This window comes from Paracoccus sp. TOH (assembly GCF_030388245.1).
Taxonomy (GTDB): Bacteria; Pseudomonadota; Alphaproteobacteria; order Rhodobacterales; family Rhodobacteraceae; genus Paracoccus; species Paracoccus simplex.
In genome coordinates, this window is record NZ_CP098360.1 from 110,020 (window position 1) to 129,100 (window position 19,081).

The following is a 19,081-nucleotide window of genomic DNA, read 5'->3' on the forward strand; positions in this document are numbered from 1 at the left end:
GTCGGCAATACTGTCTTTTTGGTATAATTTTCAAACCATGATCGTCAATCGGTATTTTTCTGGACCGGAATTGCGCCCTATGCTTACATGGCCGCCAGTCCGACAACCGCATGAGCGCCCATGACCCAGGCTTCCGTCAAATCCGAACGCGCCGCCGAGGCGGTGGCCCAGCATATCGAGGCACTGATCCTGGAAGGCTCGCTGCGCCCCGAGGAGCGGCTTCTGCCCGAGCGCGAGCTGGCCGAACGGCTGAACGTGTCGCGCTCGACGCTGCGCGACGGGCTGAAGATCCTGGAAGAGCGCGGGCTGCTGACGGGCGCCGGCGGGCGCGGCAGCCGCGTGGCGGCCCTGGGCCGGGCGGCGATCACCGACCCGTTGCTGGCCATGCTGGCCCGCCATGCCGAGGCGGCGGACGACTACCTGGAATTTCGCGGCATCGTCGAAAGCGCGGCCGCGGGGCTGGCGGCAGAGCGCGCCACCGAGGTCGAGCTGGCGCGCATCCGCGACTGCCTCGGGCGCATGGACCGCGCCCATGCCCAGGCCGATCCCGGCGAGGAGGCCGAGGCGGATGCCGAGCTGCACCTGCTGATCTACGAGGCCAGCCACAACCTGACGCTCTTGCAGATCATGCAGGCGCTGGCGGGTGTGCTGCGGTCGGACGTGATGCAGAACCGCAGCCGGCTGTTCGCGGTGCCGGCCATCCGCGAGCTGCTGCGCCAGCAGCACCGCGCCATCGCCAAAGCCGTTCTCGATCGCGATGCGGAAGCTGCCCGGCGCGCGGCCGGCGAACATATCCGCTATCTGCGCCAGGCCAGCCACGAGATCCGCACCGCCGAGGCGCGGCTGGAGCTGTCGCTGCGCCGGCTGAACGGCGGCCATGCGGCGGCCCGGCGATAACCTATCGCCGCAAACCAAAACATTCTTGCCATCCGCCATAATTGTCCTAAGTTAATTTCATGACAATCTGGTCCCCCGATCCCGGCACCCTGCACCGGCCAGCCTATCTCTCGCTTGCCGAGCAATATGCCCGGGCGATCCGCGAGGGCCAGCTTCCCGCCGGCACCCGGCTGCCGCCGCAACGCCGGCTGGCCGACGATCTGGGGCTGTCGGTGCAGACCGTCTCGCGCGCCTACGAGGAGCTGATCCGCCGCGGCCTGGTGGTCGGAGAGATCGGGCGCGGCTCCTTCGTGCTGCCGCCGGGGGCCGAGAACACGCCGCCCTATCTGGCCGAACGGCTGGGCGAGCTGGTGGATCTGTCGATCCTGAAGCCCGTCACCGAGCGGATGCATGTCGAGACCTTCCGCGAAGGACTGCATTGGGTGGCCGAGAACCTGACCGCCCCGGCGGCGCTGTCCTTCCGGCCGAACTCGGTGCTGCCGCAGCACCGGCAGGTCGCGGCCGACTGGCTGCGCCGCAAGGGCATCGAGGCGGCGCCCGACAACATCACCATCACCGACGGCGCCACATCCGCCATCACCACCGCGGTGATGAGCGCGGTGCCGGCGGGCGGCACCCTGGCCGCCGCCGCGCTGACCCATCACCTGCTGATGCCGCTGTGCAAATACCTGGGCCTGCACCTGGAGGGCCTGCCGATCGACGAGGACGGCATCATCCCCGAGGCGCTGGACCATCTGGCCCGCAAGGGCAGCCTCTGCGCGCTCTACATGCAGCCGGCGGCGATCAATCCCATGGCGATCATGACCGGCACCGAGCGCCGGGCCGAGCTGGCCGCCGTCGCCCGCCGCCACGACCTGCTGATCATCGAAAACGACATGCTGAACGCGATGATCCCGGACCGCCCGCCGCCCATGGCGGTGCTGGCGCCCGAGCGGGTGCTGCATATCCATGGCTTCACCAAGACCACGCTGCCGGGGCTGCGGGTGGCCTGGCTGCTCTCGCCGCCGCGCATCGCCCCGGCCACCGCCAACCGGCACCTGGTCACCAACTGGATGGCCACCCCGGCCATGGTCGAGCTGCTGAGCCATTGGATCACCGACGGCACCGTCGACCGGCTGATCGGCTGGCAGCGCGATGCCCTGGCCGGCCGCCACCGCATCGCGCGCGAGGTTTTGGGCGCCACGCCCTTCCGCGCCCATCCGCAAAGCCTGCATATCTGGCTGGAGCTGCCGCCCGGCCGCGACGAGGAGGAATTCGTCGCCCAGGCCCGGCAGCGCGGCGTCGCCATCGCCTCGGGTCGCGCCTTCCGGCTGAGCGAGCGCAGCCGGCGCGACGCGGTGCGAATCGCGCTCGGCTCGACCAGCGCCGACGAATTGCGCCGCGGCCTGACCCTGGTGGCCGAGACCCTGGGCAGCACGGCGGAACCGCTGCTGCCGCTGATCTGACGGGCAGGACAAAGTAAAAATTGTCATGATATTATTTTAATATTGACCTGATTTATTCGGGCTGCAAAAGTTCACCCATCAGCAAGGGGGACGCCTTTGGACCAGCCGATCATCCGCATCCAGGACCTGCGCAAATCCTTCGGGACGCTGACCGTCATCGACGGGCTGAACTTCGACGTGATGAAGGGCGAGAAGCTGGCGCTGATCGGTCCCTCGGGCTCGGGCAAGACCACCATCCTGCGCATCCTGATGACGCTGGAGGGCATCTCGGGCGGGCGCATCGAGGTTTGCGGCGAGCCGCTTTACCACATGCAAAGACACGGCGCCGAGGTGGCGGCGGACGAGACGCATCTGCACAAGATGCGCCGCCATATCGGCATGGTGTTCCAGCACTTCAACCTGTTCCCGCACAAGTCGGTCTTGCAGAACATCACGCTCGCGCCGATGCTGACCAAGGGCGAGACCCGGGCCGTGGCCGAGAAGCGGGCGCGCGGGCTTTTGGACATGGTGGGACTGGCCGACAAGGCCGATTACATGCCCAGCCAGTTGTCCGGCGGCCAGAAGCAGCGCGTCGCCATCGCCCGCGCGCTGGCGCTGCAGCCGCAGATCATGCTGTTCGACGAGGTGACCTCGGCGCTGGACCCGGAACTGGTCGAGGAGGTGCTGGAGGTGATGAAGCGCCTGGCCGCCGAAACCGACATGACCATGCTGCTGGTCACGCATGAGATGGGCTTCGCCCATGATTTCGCCGATCGCGTGCTGTTCTTCGACAAGGGCCGCATCGTCGAGCAGGGCCCGCCCGCCCAGATCTTCACCGCGCCGCAAGAGGACCGCACGAAGTCCTTCCTGCGCAAGATCATCGCCGCCGGACAGCGCGTGTGATGCCAACCCGACAGGAGAGAATGATGAAGAAATGCCTGATTGTCGCGGCGCTGCTGGCCGCGCCGCTGCCCGCCCTGGCCGACAAGCTCGACGACCTGAAGGAACAGGGCTATGTCCGCATCGCCATCGGCAACGAGCCGCCCTATACCGCCGTCGCCTCGGACGGCAAGGTCTCGGGCGCGGCGCCGGACGTGGCGCGCGCGGTGTTCGAGAAGCTGGGGATCAAGGATCTGGAGGCCTCGATCGCCGAATATGGCGCGATGATCCCCAGCCTGCAGGCCGGCCGCGTCGATGCGATCACCGCCGGCCTGTTCATGAAGCCCGAACGCTGCAACGCCGTCGCCTATTCCGAACCGATCCTGTGCGATGCCGAGGCGCTTCTGGTGCCCAAGGGCAATCCCAAGGGCTTCAAATCCTATTCCGACATCGCGAATGACGCCGCGGCCAAGCTGGGCGCGCCCGGCGGCGGCACCGAGGAAAAGCTGGCGCTGGATGCCGGCGTGCCGCGCGACCGGCTGATCGTGGTGCCCGACCCGCAATCCGGGCTGAAGATGGTGCAGGACGGCCGCATCGACGCCTATTCGCTGCCGGTGCTGTCGCTGAACGACCTGCTGGCGAAGTCGGGCGACGCCAATCTGGAGGTCTTCGCCCCGGTCGAGGGCGCCCCGGTCTATTGCGACGGCGCCGCCTTCAACAAGAACGACACCGCCCTGCGCGACGCCTTCGACGTGGAACTGGCCAAGCTGAAGGAATCCGGCGAATTCGCCAAGATCGTCGAGCCCTATGGTTTCTCGGCCGCCGCGGCGATGTCCACCACGCGCGACAAGCTCTGCGCCGCGCAGTGACCACCCGGGCGGGGCCCGGCCCCGCCCTTCCATCAGCGAAAGAGGCAGGCTTCGGCGCATGGGCGACTGGGCAGGATATCTGACACTCATCCTTCAGGGGGCATGGGTCACCGTCAAGCTGACCCTGATGGGCTCGGCCCTGGCGCTGGTGGTGGCCTTCATCGCCGGGCTGGGCCGCATCTCGCGCCGCGCCCCGGTGCGCTGGCTGGCGACCGCCTATATCGAGTTCTTCCGCGGCACCTCGATCTTCGTGCAGCTGTTCTGGATCTATTTCGTGCTGCCGATGACCGGGGCGGAGCTGACGCCGATGCAGGCCGGGGTGATGGCGCTGGGGCTGAATGTCGGCGCCTATGGGGCCGAGGTGGTGCGCGGCGCCATCCTGGCCGTGCCGCGCGACCAGCTTGAGGCTTGCGTCGCCGTCAACCTGACCCGCTTCCAGCGCATGCGCCATGTCATCCTGCCGCAGGCCCTGCCGCTGATGCTGCCCACCTTCTGCAACAATGCCATCGAGCTTTTGAAGGCCACCTCGGTCGTGTCGCTGATCTCGCTGTCGGACATGACCTTCCAGGCGCAGGTGGTGCGTTCGCAGACCGGCAGCACGCTGATGCCCTTCGTCACCATCCTGCTGCTGTATTTCGCCATGTCCTCGGCGGTTTCCTTCGGCATGCGCCGGCTGGAGCGGCGGGTGACGCGCGGCCTGGACGGGGTGCGCTGAGATGGAATGGGATTGGAATTTCGCCTGGTCGATCATGCCGACCCTGCTGGCCGGCTTTCGCATCACCCTGGTCACCACCGCGCTTGGCGCCATCGTCGCGGCGGTGCTGGGGCTGGTCTTCGCCATCCTGCGCCGCTCGCCGAACCGGCTGGTGGCGCGCGGCACCGGCTTCGTGGTCGAGTTCATCCGCGGCACGCCGCTGCTGGTGCAGCTGTATTTCATCTTCTACGTGCTGCCCGATCTGGGGCTGCGCCTGCCGGCGCTGACCGCAGGCGTGATCGGCATGGGGCTGCATTACGCCACCTATGCCGCCGAGGTCTATCGCGGCGGCATCGAGGCGGTGCCGCGCGGGCAATGGGAGGCCGCGAAGGCCACCAACCTGACCACGCGCCAGACCTGGCTGCATGTGGTGCTGCCGCAGGCGGTGCCGCCGATGATCCCGGCCATGGCGAACTATCTGCTGGCCATGTTCAAGGAAACGCCGCTGCTGTCCGCGATCACCGTGCTGGAGCTGATGAACCAGGCCAAGTCGGTGGCCAACAGCTCTTATCGCTATGTCGAGCCGATGACGCTGGTCGGGGTGATGTTCCTGGTCGTCAGCCTGATCTCGGTGGTGGCGCTGCGCTGGCTGGAACGCCGTTATGGGAGGATTTCGCGGTGACTGTCCTGTCCGTTCCCCTTGCTCTGGACGACCGGCCGCTGCCGCGCCGCGTCGGCCTGGTGACGCTGGCCACCGATCACACGACCGAGGTCGATTTCGCCGCCCTGCCGGCGCATGGCGTCGGCGTCTATGCGACCCGCATCCCCTTCGCCAACCCGGTGACGCCCGAGACGCTGGCCGCCATGGCCCGCGACGTGACGGCGGCGGCGGCGCTGATCCTGCCCGAGGAGGAACTGGACGCGGTGGTCTATAGCTGCACCTCGGCCTCGGTGGTGATCGGCGACCGGGCGGTGCGGGACGCGATCCGGCTGGGCAAGGCTTCGGCGCAGCCGATCACGCCGATCTCGGCCGGTTTCGCGGCGCTCAGGGCGCTGGGGGCGGATCGGATCACCCTCTTGACCCCCTATACGCCGCGCACGACGCAACCGATGGCGGATTGTTTCGAAACCGGCGGCTTCGCGCTGCAAGGCGTCTCCTGCCTGAACCTGACCGACGACCGCGAGATGGCGCGGCTGTCGCACGCCAGCATCGTCGAGGCCGCGCGCACCGCGCTGGCACCGGGCAGCCAGGCGCTGTTCGTCGCCTGCACCGCCCTGCGCGCCTGCGCGATCATCGACCGGATCGAGGATGCGGTGGGCGTGCCGGTGGTCTCGGCCAATTCCGCCACGCTCTGGGCGGCGGCGCGGGCCTGCGGCGTGACCGGGCCGGTGGCGCCCGGCCAGTTGATGGGGCTGGCATGAGCGTGACCCTGAACGATATCCGCGCCGCCGCCCGGCGCATCCGCGGCCATGTGGCGGAAACGCCGCTGCTGCGCGACGAGGTGCTGTCGGCGCGGCTGGGCCAGCCCATCTGGCTGAAATGCGAATACCGCCAGACCACCGGCGCCTTCAAGCTGCGCGGCGCGACCAATGCCATCCTGTCGTTGCCGCCCGAGGCGTTGGCGCGCGGCGTCGTCACCGCCTCGACCGGCAATCACGGCCGGGCGCTGGCCCATGCCGCCCGGGCGCTGGGCGTGCCCGCCACCGTCTGCCTGTCGCGGCTGGTGCCCGAGAACAAGGTGCAGGCGATCCGCGACCTTGCCGCCCAGGTCCGCATCACCGGCGCCAGCCAGGACGAGGCCATGGCCGAGGTCGCCCGCGCCGTGGCGCAGGAGGGCATGACCGAGATCCCGCCCTTCGACCATGAGGCGGTGGTGACGGGCCAGGGCACCATCGGCCTGGAAATCGGCACGCCCGAGGCGGTGCTGGTGCCGCTTTCTGGCGGCGGCCTTGCCGCCGGGGTCGCGGTGGCGATCAAGGCGCTGTCGCCGGCAACCCGCGTCATCGGCCTGACCATGGAAAACGGCGCCGCCATGGCCGCGAGCCTGGCCGCCGGCCATCCGGTGGCGGTCACCGAAAGCCCCAGCCTGGCCGACAGCCTCGGCGGCGGCATCGGCTTGCAGAACCGCGTGACCTTCGCCCTGTGCCGCGACCTGCTGGACGATGTGATCCTGCTGACCGAGGCCGAGATCGCCGCCGGCATCCGCCATCTCGGCCGCGCCGGCCATGTCGTCGAGGGCGCGGCCAGCGTCGGCAGCGCCGCGCTGCTGGCCGGCAGGTTCGTCCCGCGGGGCCCGACCGTCTGCATTCTTTCCGGCGCGAATATCGACCCCGCGCTGCACAGCCGCATCATGGCGGAGGCCGCATGAGACCGCCCGTGACCATCCTGACCGAGACCGAATTGCGCGCCCTGGTGCCGCTGGACGCCCAGGCCGTGGCCTGCATCCGCGAGGGTTTCGTGGCGCTGGCGACGAAACCCGTGGCCATGCCGCCGATCCTGCGCCTGGACATCCCCGAGCACCGGGGCGAGGTCGATGTGAAAACCGCCTATGTCCCGGGGCTTTCGCATTTCGCCATCAAGATCTCGCCCGGCTTCTTCGGCAACCCGGCGCTTGGCCTGCCCTCGACCAACGGCATGATGGTGGTGCTGTCCGCGACGACCGGGCTGGTCGAGGCGCTGCTGCTGGACAACGGCTACCTGACCGATGTGCGCACCGCCGCCGCAGGCGCAGTGGCCGCCGATGCGCTGGCCCGGCCGGATGCGACCACGGCGGCGATCCTGGGCGCCGGGATGCAGGCGCGGATGCAGCTGCAGGCGCTGGCGCTGGTGCGGCCGCTGACCGGGGCGCGGGTCTGGGCCCGCGATCCGGCCAAGGCGCAGGCTTTCGCGGCCGAGATGACCGCCGCCCTGCGCATCCCGGTGATCGCCGCCGGCACCGTGGCCGGCGCCACGCGGGCGGCCGATCTGGTGGTCACCACCACGCCTTCCGAACGGCCCATCCTGACCGCCGCCGACATCGCCCCCGGCACCCATGTCACCGCCATGGGCTCGGATGCCCAGCACAAGAACGAGATCGCGCCGGAGCTGATCGCGCGCGCCCATTACGTCGCCGACCGCCTGTCGCAGACCCGCGAACTGGGCGAGCTGCGCCATTCCCCGCTGGTCGCGCGGGATTTCCCCGAGCTTGGCCAGATCCTTGCCGGGCAGCGCCCCGGCCGCACCGATTCCGAACAGATCACCCTGGCCGACCTGACCGGCACCGGCATCCAGGACACCGCCATCGCCACCCTGGCACTGGCCCGCGCGGGCCAGGCCGGGGCCGGCCGCTCCTTCACCCTGTAAGAGAAACCGCCATGACAGATGTCGCATTGAAATTCACCCGCGAGGAATATGCCGAGCGCCTCGTCAAGACCCGCCGGGCGATGGAACAGAAGGGCGTCGATCTGCTGATCGTCACCGACCCGTCTAACATGAACTGGCTGACCGGCTATGACGGCTGGTCCTTCTATGTGCATCAATGCGTGGTGGTGCCGCCCGAGGGCGAGCCGCTCTGGTTCGGCCGCGGACAGGACGCGAACGGCGCCAGGCTGACCGCCTATCTGCGCCCCGAAAACATCGTCGGCTATCCGGACCATTACGTGCAGAACCCCGAGATGCATCCGATGGATTACCTGTCGGGCATCCTGAAGGACAAGGGCTGGGGCGCGAAGCGCATCGGCGTCGAGATGGACAATTACTGGTTCACCGCCGCCGCCTTCGCCAGCCTGACGCGGAACCTGCCGGATGCGCGCTTCAGCGATTGCACGGCGCTGGTGAACTGGCAGCGCGCGGTGAAATCGCCGCAGGAGATCGCCTATATGCGCAACGCCGCCCGCATCGTCGAGGCGATGCACGCCCGCATTCTCGACAAGGTGCAGGTCGGGATGCGCAAATGCGACCTGGTGGCCGAAATCTATGACGCCGGCACCCGCGGCGTGGACGGCATCGGCGGCGACTATCCGGCCATCGTGCCGCTGCTGCCCTCGGGCCGCGATGCCTCGGCCCCGCACCTGACCTGGGACGACAGGCCGATGAAATCGGGCGAAGGCACCTTCTTCGAGATCGCCGGCTGCTATCACCGCTATCACGTGCCGCTGTCGCGCACGGTGTTCCTGGGCCGGCCGACGCAGGCTTTCCTGGATGCGGAAAAGGCGACGCTGGAGGGGATGGAGGCCGGGCTTGCCGCCGCGAAGCCCGGCAATTCCTGCGAGGACATCGCCAAGGGCTTCTTCGAGGTGCTGGCCAAATACGGCATCGTCAAGGACAACCGCACCGGCTACGGCATCGGCGTCAGCTACCCGCCGGATTGGGGCGAGCGCACCATGTCGCTGCGCCCCGGCGACCGCACCGTGCTGCAGCCCGGCATGACCTTCCATTTCATGACCGGCCTCTGGCTGGAGGACATGGGGCTGGAGATCACCGAGTCGATCCTGATCACCGAGACCGGCGTGGAATGCCTTGCCAATGTCCCGCGTCAGCTGTTCGTGAAGGATTAGCGCCATGTTGCAGATGCAGCTTGCGCCCTCGCCCATCGCGGCGACGGTGGATTTCGCGGCGCCGGGGGTGAGCCACGGCTTCCTGCGCCTGCCGCATTCGCGCGACGATGCGGCCTGGGGCTCGGTCATGACCCCGATCACCGTGGTCAACCACGGCGAGGGCCCGACGGCGCTGCTGACCGGCGCCAACCACGGCGACGAATATGAAGGGCCGATCGCGCTTTTCGACCTGGCCGCAACGGTGCGGGCCGAAGAGGTGACCGGCCGGCTGATCATCGTGCCGGCGATGAACTATCCGGCCTTCGCCGCCGGCACCCGCACCTCGCCCATCGACAGGGGCAACCTGAACCGCAGCTTTCCGGGCCGGCCCGACGGCACGGTGACGCAGAAACTCGCGGATTATTTCCAGCGCGTGCTGCTGCCGATGGCGGATGTGGTGCTGGATTTCCATTCCGGCGGCAAGACCCTGGATTTCCTGCCCTATTGCGCCGCCCATATCCTGCCCGACAAGCGGCAGGAGGCGGCGGCCTTCGATCTTGTGCGCGCCTTCGGGGCGCCCTGGTCGGTCAGGATGCTCGAGATCGACGCGGTCGGCATGTATGACACCGCGGCCGAGGAAATGGGCAAGACCTTCGTCACCACCGAACTGGGCGGCGGCGGCACCGCCAGCGCCCGCACCGCGGGGATCGCCAAGCGGGGCCTGCGCAACCTGCTGGTCGCGGCCGGGGTGCTGCGGGGCGAGGTGGCGGCGCAGCCGACGCGCTGGCTCGACATGCCCGACGCGGATTGCTTCACCTTTGCCGAGGATGGCGGGCTGATCGAGTTCCTGGCCGATCTGGGCGATGCGGTCGAACAGGGCCAGCCCGTCGCCCGCATCTTCCCGGTGACCCGCACCGGCCTGGCCCCGGTCGCGGTCCATGCCCGCCGCGGCGGCCTGATGATGGCGCGGCATTTCCCCGGCATCGTGAAACCCGGCGATTGCGTCGCCGTCATCGGCGTGGAGGTTCAGCCATGATTACCGACAAGACCCTGATGCGCGAGGATGCCTTCGTGAACGGCGCCTGGCTGGGCGGGCCGCGCTTTCCCGTCACCGACCCCGCGACCGGCGAGCCCGTGGCGCAGGTGGCGCGGCTGGACGCCGCGCAGGCCCGCGCGGCGGTGGATGCGGCGCAGGCGGCCTTTGCCGGCTGGTCGGCGCTGCTGCCGCAGGAACGCGCCGCGGTGCTGATGCGCTGGCACCGGCTGATCGTGGAATCGCGCGAGGATCTGGCGCGGATCATGACCGCCGAACAGGGCAAGCCGCTGTCGGAAGCCCGCGGCGAGATCGACTATGCCGCCAGCTTCGTCGAGTTCTATGCCGAGGAAGCCAAGCGCCCGAATATCGAAAGCGTGACCTCGCACCTGTCCACCGCCGAAATGGAGCTGTGGCGCGAGCCGCTGGGCGTTGCGGCGCTGGTCACGCCCTGGAATTTTCCCTGCGCCATGATCACCCGTAAGGCGGCGGCGGCGCTGGCGGCGGGCTGCACCGTAGTGGTGCATCCCTCGGCCGAGACGCCGCTTTCCGCCACCGCGCTGGCGGAACTGGCGGATCGGGCGGGGTTCCCTGCCGGCGTCTTCAACGTGGTGACCGGCGAGGCGCCCGAGATCGTCGCCGAATGGTGCGCCGATCCGCGCGTGCGGGCGCTTTCCTTCACCGGCTCGACCCGTGTCGGCAAGCTGCTCTATCGCCAAAGCGCCGATACGGTAAAGCGGCTGGTGCTGGAACTGGGCGGGCACGCGCCCTTCATCGTCTTCGCCGATTGCGATCTCGATCTGGCGGTGGACGAGGCGATCAAGGCCAAGTTCGCCACCTCGGGCCAGGATTGCCTGGGCGCCAACCGTTTCCTGATCGAGCAGCCGGTCTATGACGAATTCTGCCGCCGCTTCACCGCCGCCGCCGCCGCGCTGACGCTGGGGCCGGGCATCGAGGATCGCGACCTGGGCCCGCTGATGAACGAAGGCGCGGTCCAGAAGCAAGAGGAGCATGTGGCCGACGCGCTGGCCAGGGGCGCGCGCCTTCTGACCGGCGGCGACCGCGACCCGCAGGGGCCGCTGTTCTATCGCCCGACCGTGCTGGCCGACGTGCCCGCCGAGGCGCTGATCTTCCGCGAGGAGACCTTCGGCCCCGTCGCCGCCATCGCCGCCTTCGACACCGAGGACGCGGCGGTGCACATCGCCAATGCCACCGAATACGGCCTTGTCGCCTATGTCCACAGCCGCGACCCGCGCCGCATCTATCGCCTGTCCCGCGCCCTGGAATTCGGCATGGTCGCGGTGAACCGCACCAAGGTCACCGGCGCGCCGATCCCCTTCGGCGGCATGAAGCAATCGGGCCTTGGCCGCGAGGGCAGCCGCCACGGGCTCGAGGCCTTCACCGAAATCAAATACGTCTGCCGCGACTGGGCAGAGACAAGGAGAGCATGATGCTGACCAATGACCAGCTGTCCAAATGGGACCGCGAAAGCCTGTTCCACCCCTCGACCAATCTGGGCCAGTTCGCGCGTGGCGAAGGTGCGCAGCGCATCGTCTCGGGCGCGGAAGGCGTCTACATCACCGACCGCGACGGCAACCGGCTGCTGGACGGCTTCGCCGGGCTTTATTGCGTGAACGTGGGCTATGGCCGGCCCGAGATCGCCGAGGCCATCGCCAAACAGGCGCGCGAACTGGCCTATTACCATGCCTATGCCGGCCATGGCTCGGAAGCCTCGATCACGCTGGCCAAGATGGTCATGGACCGGGCGCCCGGGCACATGGCGCGGGTCTATTTCGGCCTCGGCGGTTCGGATGCCAATGAGACGAACATCAAGCTGGTCTGGTATTACAACAATATCCGTGGCTTGCCGCAGAAAAAGAAGGTCATTTCGAGGTGGCGGGGCTATCACGGCTCGGGGCTGATGACCGGTTCGCTGACCGGGCTGGAGCTTTTCCACAAGAAATTCGACCTGCCGCTGGCGCAGGTGATCCATACCGAGGCGCCCTATTACTATCGCCGCCAGGACGCCGGCATGTCCGAGGAACAGTTCAGCGCCCATTGCGCCGAGGAGCTGGAAAGGCTGATCACGGCCGAGGGCGCCGACACCATCGCCGCCTTCATCGGCGAGCCGGTGCTGGGCACCGGCGGCATCGTGCCACCGCCGAAAGGCTACTGGGACGCCATCCAGAAGGTGCTGGCGCGTCACGACATCCTGCTGATCGCCGATGAGGTGGTGACGGGCTTCGGCCGGCTGGGGTCGATGTTCGGCTCGGACCATTACGGCATGACCCCGGACATCATCACCATCGCCAAGGGCCTGACCTCGGCCTATGCGCCCTTGTCGGGCAGCATCGTCGGGCAGAAGGTCTGGGACGTGCTGATGCAGGGCAGCGACGAATATGGCGTGCTGGGCCATGGCTGGACCTATTCCGCCCATCCCATCGGCGCGGCGGCGGGCATCGCCAATCTGCAACTGATCGACAAGCTGGGGCTGGTCGAGAATGCCGGCCGGGTCGGCCGCTATCTGAACGACCGCATGCGCGCCGCCCTGGGCGATTATCCGAACGTGGGCGAGATCCGCGGCGAGGGCATGCTCTGCGCCGTCGAGCTGGTGCGCGACCGCGACAGCCGCGGCTTCTTCGATGCGGCCGAGGGCATCGGCGGCAAGGCGGTCGCGGCCATGCTCAAGCGCGGCGTGATCGCGCGGGCCATGCCGCAAGGCGACATCATCGGCCTGGCCCCGCCGCTCTGCCTGACCGAGGCCGAGGCCGACGCGATCGTCGACGCCACCGCCGACGCGCTGCGCGAAACCCTGGGCTGACCCGTGGCGGCGGTTCCCGAAACCATGTGCGCCATGGTCCTGACCGGCCATGGCGGTCCCGAGCGGTTGGAATGGCGCCGGGACTGGCCGGTGCCCCGCCCCGGCCCGGGCGAGGTGCTGGTGCGCATCACCGCCTGCGCCAAGAACAACACCGACCGCAAGGTGCGCGAGGGGCTTTACTCCACCGCCGATGACGGCGCCGTCACTTCTTTCGCCATGGCCGGGAACACGCTGGCCTTTCCGCGCATCCAGGGTGCGGACGTGGTCGGCCATGTCGTCGCGGTGGGCGCGGGCGTCGCGCCGCAGCGCATCGGCGAACGGGGGCTGCTGGATTTCAACATCTATCCCGACGCCCGCGACGACCTGAACCTGGCGCCCGATTATTTCGGCCATGGCGCCGATGGCGGCTTCGCGGAATATGGCTGCTTTCCCGCCGACCAGTTCCACGCCATCGCCAACCCGGCGCTGAGCGATGCCGAGCTGGCGACGCTGGGCATGTGTTCCTGGCAGACGGGTTACCGGATGCTGACCGCGGCCGGGGTAAAGGCGGGCGAGCATGTGCTGGTCACCGGCGCCTCGGGCGGGGTCGGCACCGCGCTTTTGCAGCTCTGCCGGGTGATCGGCGCGGTTCCCCATGCCATCGCCAGCGCCGGCAAGGCCGAGGCGCTGCGCGCGCTCGGCGCCGAGACGGTGATCGACCGCGGCGGCGTCGCCGACTGGCCGCAAGCCATCGAGCGCGCGACCGGCGGCGCCCGCATCGACGCGGTGATGGATCTGGTCGGCGGCGGGATGACCGTGCCGCTGATCCAGGCCATGTGCCGCGACATGCGCGGCCGCAGCACCCTGCCCCGCCTGTCCATCGCCGGGGCCAGCGCCGGCAATGTGACCGCCCTGCCCTGGACGCTGATCTATCTGAACCAGGTGCAGATCTTCGGCGTCTCGCACGGCACCCGCGCCGAGGCCCGGCAACTGATCGGCTGGATCCGCGACAACCGGCTGAGGCCGGTTCTGGCCGGGATCATGCCGCTGTCCCGCCTGCGCGAGGCCGAACGCCTGTTCGTCGAGCGCGGCCGCGATTTCATCGGCAAGCTGGTCATCGTGCCGGACCGGGTGATCGCCGAACAGGCGCTGCGGGCGATGGCCTGAAACCACCCGCCCGGCAATCGGCGCCCTAGCCCTGCGTGGACTGCCAGCCGGCGGCGGGGATGGTGTTGATCATCCAGGGCACCCCGAACCTGTCCACCAGCGAGCCGAAGCCGGGCGACCAGAAGGTCTCGCCGAAGGGCATGACCGGCTTGCCGCCTTCGGCCAGCCGCTCGAACCAGCGCCGGCCCTGCTCGGCATCCTCGGTATGCAGGGTGACGTCGAAGCCGTTCTTCGGCTTGTCGATATTGGGTGCCCAGGCCACGTCCATATCGGCGCCCATCAACGCCTGGTCGCCGACCTCGAGCCAGCAATGCATCAGCCAGGTCTTGTATTTCTCGTCGGTGATCGGCATGCCGGGCGGCGCATCGCCATAGGGCATGGCGGCGGTGATCTTGCCGCCCAGCACCTCGGCGTAGAATTCGAACGCCTCGCGGCACTGGCCTTGAAAGCTCAGGCTGGTCACGATCTTCATCATCCCCTCCCTTTTCGTCGGGTTCCGGCCGCAGGCCCGGATCGGGCCGGCCGAGGATGGTCGCGGGTCGGCAGGAAGCCTGCGGGCAGTCATGCCGGTGCCGGTCGACTCATCGTCATGAGCGCCGATGTCACCGTATCCGGCCCCCGCCTGTCAAGCCTGCCGGTGCAGACAGGATGCGCGGCGCCCGCCTTGCCTTCCCGAACAGGGGGCGTCGTGGTGGTGATCGCCTGGTCATTGCTGCCGGGGCTTTCCCCGATCCGGGGCGTCGCCGATCCGCTGGTTCCGGGGCTGTTCCGGCAAGCATCCCGCCCGGCGGTTGGGCGGCGCGCGGGCTTATGCCCCGCGCGCCGCCCTCGGCTCACATGCCGCTGTAGAGCGGGAACTTCGCGCAGAGCGCTTCGACCTCGGCCTTGACCTTGGCCTCAACCTCGGCATTGCCCGCCTCGCCATGCGCGGCCAGACCGTCCACCACCTCGACGATCCAGCGGGCGATCTGGCGGAACTCCGCCTCGCCGAAGCCGCGGGTGGTGCCGGCCGGGGCGCCCAGCCGGATCCCCGAGGTCACGAAGGGCTTCTCGGGGTCGAAGGGCACGCCGTTCTTGTTGCAGGTGATATGGGCTCGGCCCAGCGCCGCCTCGGTCGCCTTGCCGGTCACGCCCTTCGGCCGCAGGTCGGCCAGGCACAGGTGGTTGTCGGTGCCGCCCGAGACGATGTCGATGCCGCCCTTCATCAGCTCGTCCGCCATGGCGCGGGCGTTCCTGACCACCTGCGCGGCATAGTCCTTGAACTCGGGGCGCAGCGCCTCGCCGAAGGCCACCGCCTTGGCGGCGATCACATGCATCAGCGGGCCGCCCTGCAGGCCGGGGAACACCGCCGAGTTGATCTTCTTGGCGATCTCGGCATCGTTGGTCAGCACCATGCCGCCGCGCGGGCCGCGCAGCGATTTGTGCGTGGTGGTGGTCACCACATGGGCATGCGGCAGCGGCGAGGGGTGCTGGCCGCCGGCGACCAGCCCGGCGATATGGGCCATGTCGACCATCAGGTAGGCGCCCACCTCGTCGGCGATCTTGCGGAACTCGGCCCAGTCCCAGATCCGGCTATAGGCGGTGCCGCCGGCCAGGATCAGCTTGGGCTTGTGCTCATGCGCCGATCTGCGGATCTCCTCCATGTCCAGAAGCTGGTCCTGCTGGCGCACGCCGTAGCTGACGACGTTGAACCACTTGCCCGACATGTTGACCGGCGAGCCATGCGTCAGGTGGCCGCCCGAATTCAGGTCGAGCCCCATGAAGGTGTCGCCCGGCTGCAGAAGCGCCAGGAACACCGCCTGGTTCATCTGCGACCCCGAGTTCGGCTGCACGTTGGCAAAGCCGCAGTCGAACAGCTGCTTGGCGCGCTCGATCGCCAGATCCTCGACGATGTCGACATACTGGCAGCCGCCGTAATAGCGCTTGCCGGGATAGCCCTCGGCATATTTGTTGGTCAGCACCGAGCCCTGCGCCTCAAGCACCGCCTTCGAGACGATGTTCTCGGACGCGATCAGCTCGATCTCGTCGCGCTGACGACCAAGCTCCTGCCGGATCGCCCCGAAAATGGCGGGGTCGCGGGTGGCGAGCGTTTCGGTGAAAAAGCCCGCCCGGGATGGGTGTTCGTTCATATCCTCTCTCTCCTTATTGCAGCTATCCGGTCCAGCCCAGCGCGGTCGAGATGCTGTTCATGGCCTGCATCAGCGGTATGGAAATCCCCGGCCCCGGCCGGTGGCGATTGTCGTCGAGCAGCCTGACCTGCAGCCCGTGCACCCGCTCCAGATCGGCGCGGACGCGGCCGAACCGGCCGGCCATGTTGGGAAAACGCTCGCCGATGCCGGCCTGGCCGGTCAGGAACACCACCGCCGCGCAGCTGCGCTGATATTCCTGGCCGATGCGGCCGAAGATGTCCTGCCGCACTGCCGGATCCCGGACCAGCGCCGCATAGGTTTCGGCGATCCGCATATCCGCGTGAAACAGCGATTTCTCGACCTCGTCCACGATCAGCCGGAAGATGCGCGAGTCGCGGAACATCCGCCGCAGCAGCGCGTCGCCCTCCTCGCGGTGGAAGCGCCGGAAGGTCTCGACCGCCGAGCCGAAGCCATACCAGCCGGTGATCAGGTGGCGGTTCTGCGACCAGGCGAAGACCCATGGGATCGCCCGCAGATCCTCGAGCCCGCCGGCGCCGAAGCGCCGGGTGGGCCGCGAGCCCATCTTCAGCAGCGCCAGTTCCTCGACCGGGCTGGCCTGGCGGAAATAGTCGATGAAGCCGGGCCGGTGCAGCAGCGCGCGATAGGCGGTGCAGGACATGTCCGCCAGCGCTTCCAGCGTGTCGTTGAATTCGGGCCGCACCGGCTCGGGCGCGGTCTGCAGCGACTGCGCCATGACCGAGGAGACCAGCAGCTCCAGCTCATACTCGGCGGTGCTGCGATTGGCGAATTTCGACGACACGACCTCGCCCTGTTCGGTGGTGCGCAGCTGGCCGTTGATGGTGCCGCGCGGCAGGGCGGCGATGGCGCGTTCGGTGGGCGCGCCGCCGCGGCTGACCGAGCCGCCCCGGCCGTGGAAGAAGACCGGCACCAGCCCGTGCCGCGCCAGCACCGCCATGATGCTGCGCTGCGCCTTTTCCAGTTCCCAAGTGGAACACAGGAAGCCGCCGTCCTTGTTGCTGTCCGAATAGCCCAGCATGACCTCGACCCGGTTGTCCTCGGTCACCAGGCTGCGGCGGGCCAGCGGCACCCGCAGCAGCTCGTCCAGGATCCGCGGCGCGGCGCACAGGTCGTCGATGGTCTCGAACAGCGGCACCACGCGCAGGTCCAGCCGCTCGGCGCCGAAGCCGGCATGGCGGGCCAGCAGGAACACCGCCAGCAGGTCGTCGCAGGACCGGGTCATCGACAGGATGAAGGTGCCGATGGCCAGCGGATCGGCGCCGAACCGGGCGCGATGCAGCAGCGCCAGAAGGTCCAGCAGTTCCCGCGCCTCGTCGCCAAGCCCGTCACGGTCGAGCCGGGGCAGTTCCTCTTGCCCCAGTTCGCTGCGCAGCCGCTGCGACCAGGCGGCGCTGCCGAATTCCGGCACCGCGCCGGCCTGCGCCCAGATCTCGGTCAGAACCCGCGTGGTGACCGAGGAATTCTGCCGCACGTCCAGCGTCACGGTGCGGAAGCCGAAGACCTCGGCCTGCCAGCGCAGCGGCCGCACCAGCCGGTGCGCCAGCGTCTCGGCGCCGATCTCGGCCAGCGCCGTCTCGACCCGGCGCAGGTCGGCGATGAAATCGCGCAGATGCGGATAGGCCGGTCCCGGCCCGCCGGCCAGCGCGGCGATGCGGCGCTGCATGGCGCTGGCCGCCTGGCGGAACAGCTCGCCCGGATTGCGCTGCCGGTCGGCCGCGGGCAGGTCGGCCGCGTCGATCACCGCCGCCAGCCGCGCGCGGGTCTCGGGCCGCAGGCCGGCGATCTCGCTGCTGATGCTCAGGTGCCGGGCGGCCAGGGTCAGACCCTGCAGATAGCGGTCGAGGATGGCGTCGCGTCCCAACTCCAGCGCGGCGCGGGTGGTCTCGACGGTGACATGCGGATTGCCGTCGCGGTCGCCGCCGATCCAGGAATGGAAACGCAGCGGCGCGCCGGTTTCCTCGCCGGGACCGTAGCGGCCGGCAACGGCATCCTGGAATTGCCGCACCAGGTTCGGCACCGCGTCGAACAGGCTGTCGCGGAAGAATTGCAGCCCCCATTCGATCTCGTTCAGGGGCGAGGGCCTTTGCCGGCGCAGCTCTCCGGTCAGCCAGAGCAGGTCGATCTCGCTTTCGATTTCGGCCATCAGCGCCGCCCGCTCCTGCGGGGTCCAGCGCTGGCTTTCCAGCCGGACCAGCGCGCGATAGATGCGGCGGTGGATCTCCAGCACGGTGACGCGCTTGGCCTCGGTCGGATGGGCGGTCACGGTAGGGCCGACGCGCAGCTGGCGCAGGTTGCGCGCCAGGCTTTCGCGCGGCATGTCGGGGGCGGATTGCAGGGTCCGGGCCAGGCTGCCCTCGATCGCGGCGCGGCCCGAGCGGGACTCGACCGTGCGACGCAGCCGCATGGCGGCATGTTCGTCGATGATCCGCAACAGCTGGAACCAGATGTCGAGCCCCTGCAGATAGACGCTCATGTCCGCTTCCTGCGGCTCGGCCGCCTCGCCGGTCAGCAGCGGCAGCGCCTGCGGCGCGTGGCGCTGGATGACCCGGTGCCAAAGGCCGCGCAATTCGCCGCGCAGCCGGTCGGCCTGGCCCGCCGACGGCTCGGCGCTGATATCCGCCGCCCCCGCCCGCAT

Annotated in this window: 17 protein-coding genes; 14 read left to right on the plus strand and 3 right to left on the minus strand. The window is 68.9% G+C overall.

The window, feature by feature from the left end; all coding sequences use genetic code 11:
• Positions 1 to 120: 120 nt before the first annotated feature.
• From NBE95_RS00540 to NBE95_RS00605, 14 genes are all read left to right on the plus strand, one after another.
• On the plus strand, positions 121 to 897 hold the full coding sequence (locus NBE95_RS00540; RefSeq protein ID WP_289893977.1) for an FCD domain-containing protein: 777 nt from the start codon (positions 121 to 123) through the stop codon (positions 895 to 897).
• A gap of 59 nt (positions 898 to 956) precedes the next feature.
• Positions 957 to 2,342: a PLP-dependent aminotransferase family protein gene (locus tag NBE95_RS00545; protein WP_289893978.1), complete on the plus strand. Its 1,386-nt coding sequence runs from the start codon at positions 957 to 959 to the stop codon at positions 2,340 to 2,342.
• A gap of 96 nt (positions 2,343 to 2,438) precedes the next feature.
• The gene (ehuA, locus tag NBE95_RS00550; protein ID WP_289893979.1) at positions 2,439 to 3,224 is read left to right on the plus strand and encodes an ectoine/hydroxyectoine ABC transporter ATP-binding protein EhuA; all 786 of its coding nucleotides are present in this window, start codon (positions 2,439 to 2,441) and stop codon (positions 3,222 to 3,224) included.
• 23 nt (positions 3,225 to 3,247) lie between these two features.
• On the plus strand, positions 3,248 to 4,069 hold the full coding sequence (gene ehuB, locus NBE95_RS00555) for an ectoine/hydroxyectoine ABC transporter substrate-binding protein EhuB (RefSeq protein ID WP_289893980.1): 822 nt from the start codon (positions 3,248 to 3,250) through the stop codon (positions 4,067 to 4,069).
• Between the two features lie 58 nt (positions 4,070 to 4,127).
• Positions 4,128 to 4,784, plus strand: a complete 657-nt coding sequence (gene ehuC / locus NBE95_RS00560; protein WP_289893981.1) for an ectoine/hydroxyectoine ABC transporter permease subunit EhuC — start codon at positions 4,128 to 4,130, stop codon at positions 4,782 to 4,784.
• A gap of 1 nt (position 4,785) precedes the next feature.
• Complete coding sequence (ehuD, locus tag NBE95_RS00565) at positions 4,786 to 5,445, plus strand: ectoine/hydroxyectoine ABC transporter permease subunit EhuD (protein ID WP_289893982.1); 660 nt, start codon at positions 4,786 to 4,788, stop codon at positions 5,443 to 5,445.
• Entirely contained in the window at positions 5,442 to 6,185 is a 744-nt protein-coding gene (locus NBE95_RS00570; RefSeq protein ID WP_289893983.1) for an ectoine utilization protein EutA, read from the plus strand. Before ehuD ends, NBE95_RS00570 begins: the two co-directional genes overlap by 4 nt.
• A complete protein-coding gene (gene eutB, locus NBE95_RS00575; RefSeq protein WP_289893984.1) occupies positions 6,182 to 7,132 on the plus strand; it encodes a hydroxyectoine utilization dehydratase EutB in 951 nt (316 codons plus the stop codon). The genes NBE95_RS00570 and eutB overlap by 4 nt, the downstream gene beginning before the upstream one ends.
• Positions 7,129 to 8,106: a cyclodeaminase gene (locus NBE95_RS00580; RefSeq protein WP_289893986.1), complete on the plus strand. Its 978-nt coding sequence runs from the start codon at positions 7,129 to 7,131 to the stop codon at positions 8,104 to 8,106. The genes eutB and NBE95_RS00580 overlap by 4 nt, the downstream gene beginning before the upstream one ends.
• An 11-nt stretch (positions 8,107 to 8,117) precedes the next feature.
• Positions 8,118 to 9,299, plus strand: coding sequence for an ectoine hydrolase DoeA (doeA, locus tag NBE95_RS00585; RefSeq protein WP_289893987.1), 1,182 nt, complete (start codon positions 8,118 to 8,120; stop codon positions 9,297 to 9,299).
• A gap of 4 nt (positions 9,300 to 9,303) precedes the next feature.
• The gene (doeB, locus tag NBE95_RS00590) at positions 9,304 to 10,314 is read left to right on the plus strand and encodes a N(2)-acetyl-L-2,4-diaminobutanoate deacetylase DoeB (protein ID WP_289893988.1); all 1,011 of its coding nucleotides are present in this window, start codon (positions 9,304 to 9,306) and stop codon (positions 10,312 to 10,314) included.
• Positions 10,311 to 11,762 carry an NAD-dependent succinate-semialdehyde dehydrogenase gene (locus NBE95_RS00595; RefSeq protein WP_289893989.1) on the plus strand — a complete coding sequence of 484 codons (1,452 nt, stop codon included), beginning with the start codon at positions 10,311 to 10,313 and terminating at the stop codon, positions 11,760 to 11,762. Before doeB ends, NBE95_RS00595 begins: the two co-directional genes overlap by 4 nt.
• Positions 11,762 to 13,132, plus strand: coding sequence for an aspartate aminotransferase family protein (locus tag NBE95_RS00600; RefSeq protein ID WP_289893990.1), 1,371 nt, complete (start codon positions 11,762 to 11,764; stop codon positions 13,130 to 13,132). The genes NBE95_RS00595 and NBE95_RS00600 overlap by 1 nt, the downstream gene beginning before the upstream one ends.
• A gap of 33 nt (positions 13,133 to 13,165) precedes the next feature.
• On the plus strand, positions 13,166 to 14,278 hold the full coding sequence (locus NBE95_RS00605; RefSeq protein ID WP_289893991.1) for a zinc-binding dehydrogenase: 1,113 nt from the start codon (positions 13,166 to 13,168) through the stop codon (positions 14,276 to 14,278).
• A 25-nt stretch (positions 14,279 to 14,303) separates the two neighbouring features.
• Here NBE95_RS00605 and NBE95_RS00610 read toward each other — a convergent pair whose 3' ends face one another.
• From NBE95_RS00610 to NBE95_RS00620, 3 genes are all read right to left on the minus strand, one after another.
• A complete protein-coding gene (locus tag NBE95_RS00610) occupies positions 14,304 to 14,750 on the minus strand; it encodes a VOC family protein (protein ID WP_289893992.1) in 447 nt (148 codons plus the stop codon).
• Between the two features lie 361 nt (positions 14,751 to 15,111).
• Entirely contained in the window at positions 15,112 to 16,407 is a 1,296-nt protein-coding gene (gene glyA / locus NBE95_RS00615) for a serine hydroxymethyltransferase (RefSeq protein WP_289893993.1), read from the minus strand.
• Positions 16,408 to 16,429: 22 nt separating this feature from the next.
• Positions 16,430 to 19,081 (minus strand): phosphoenolpyruvate carboxylase, encoded by a 2,652-nt coding sequence (locus NBE95_RS00620; RefSeq protein ID WP_289893994.1) that lies wholly within the window; start codon positions 19,079 to 19,081, stop codon positions 16,430 to 16,432.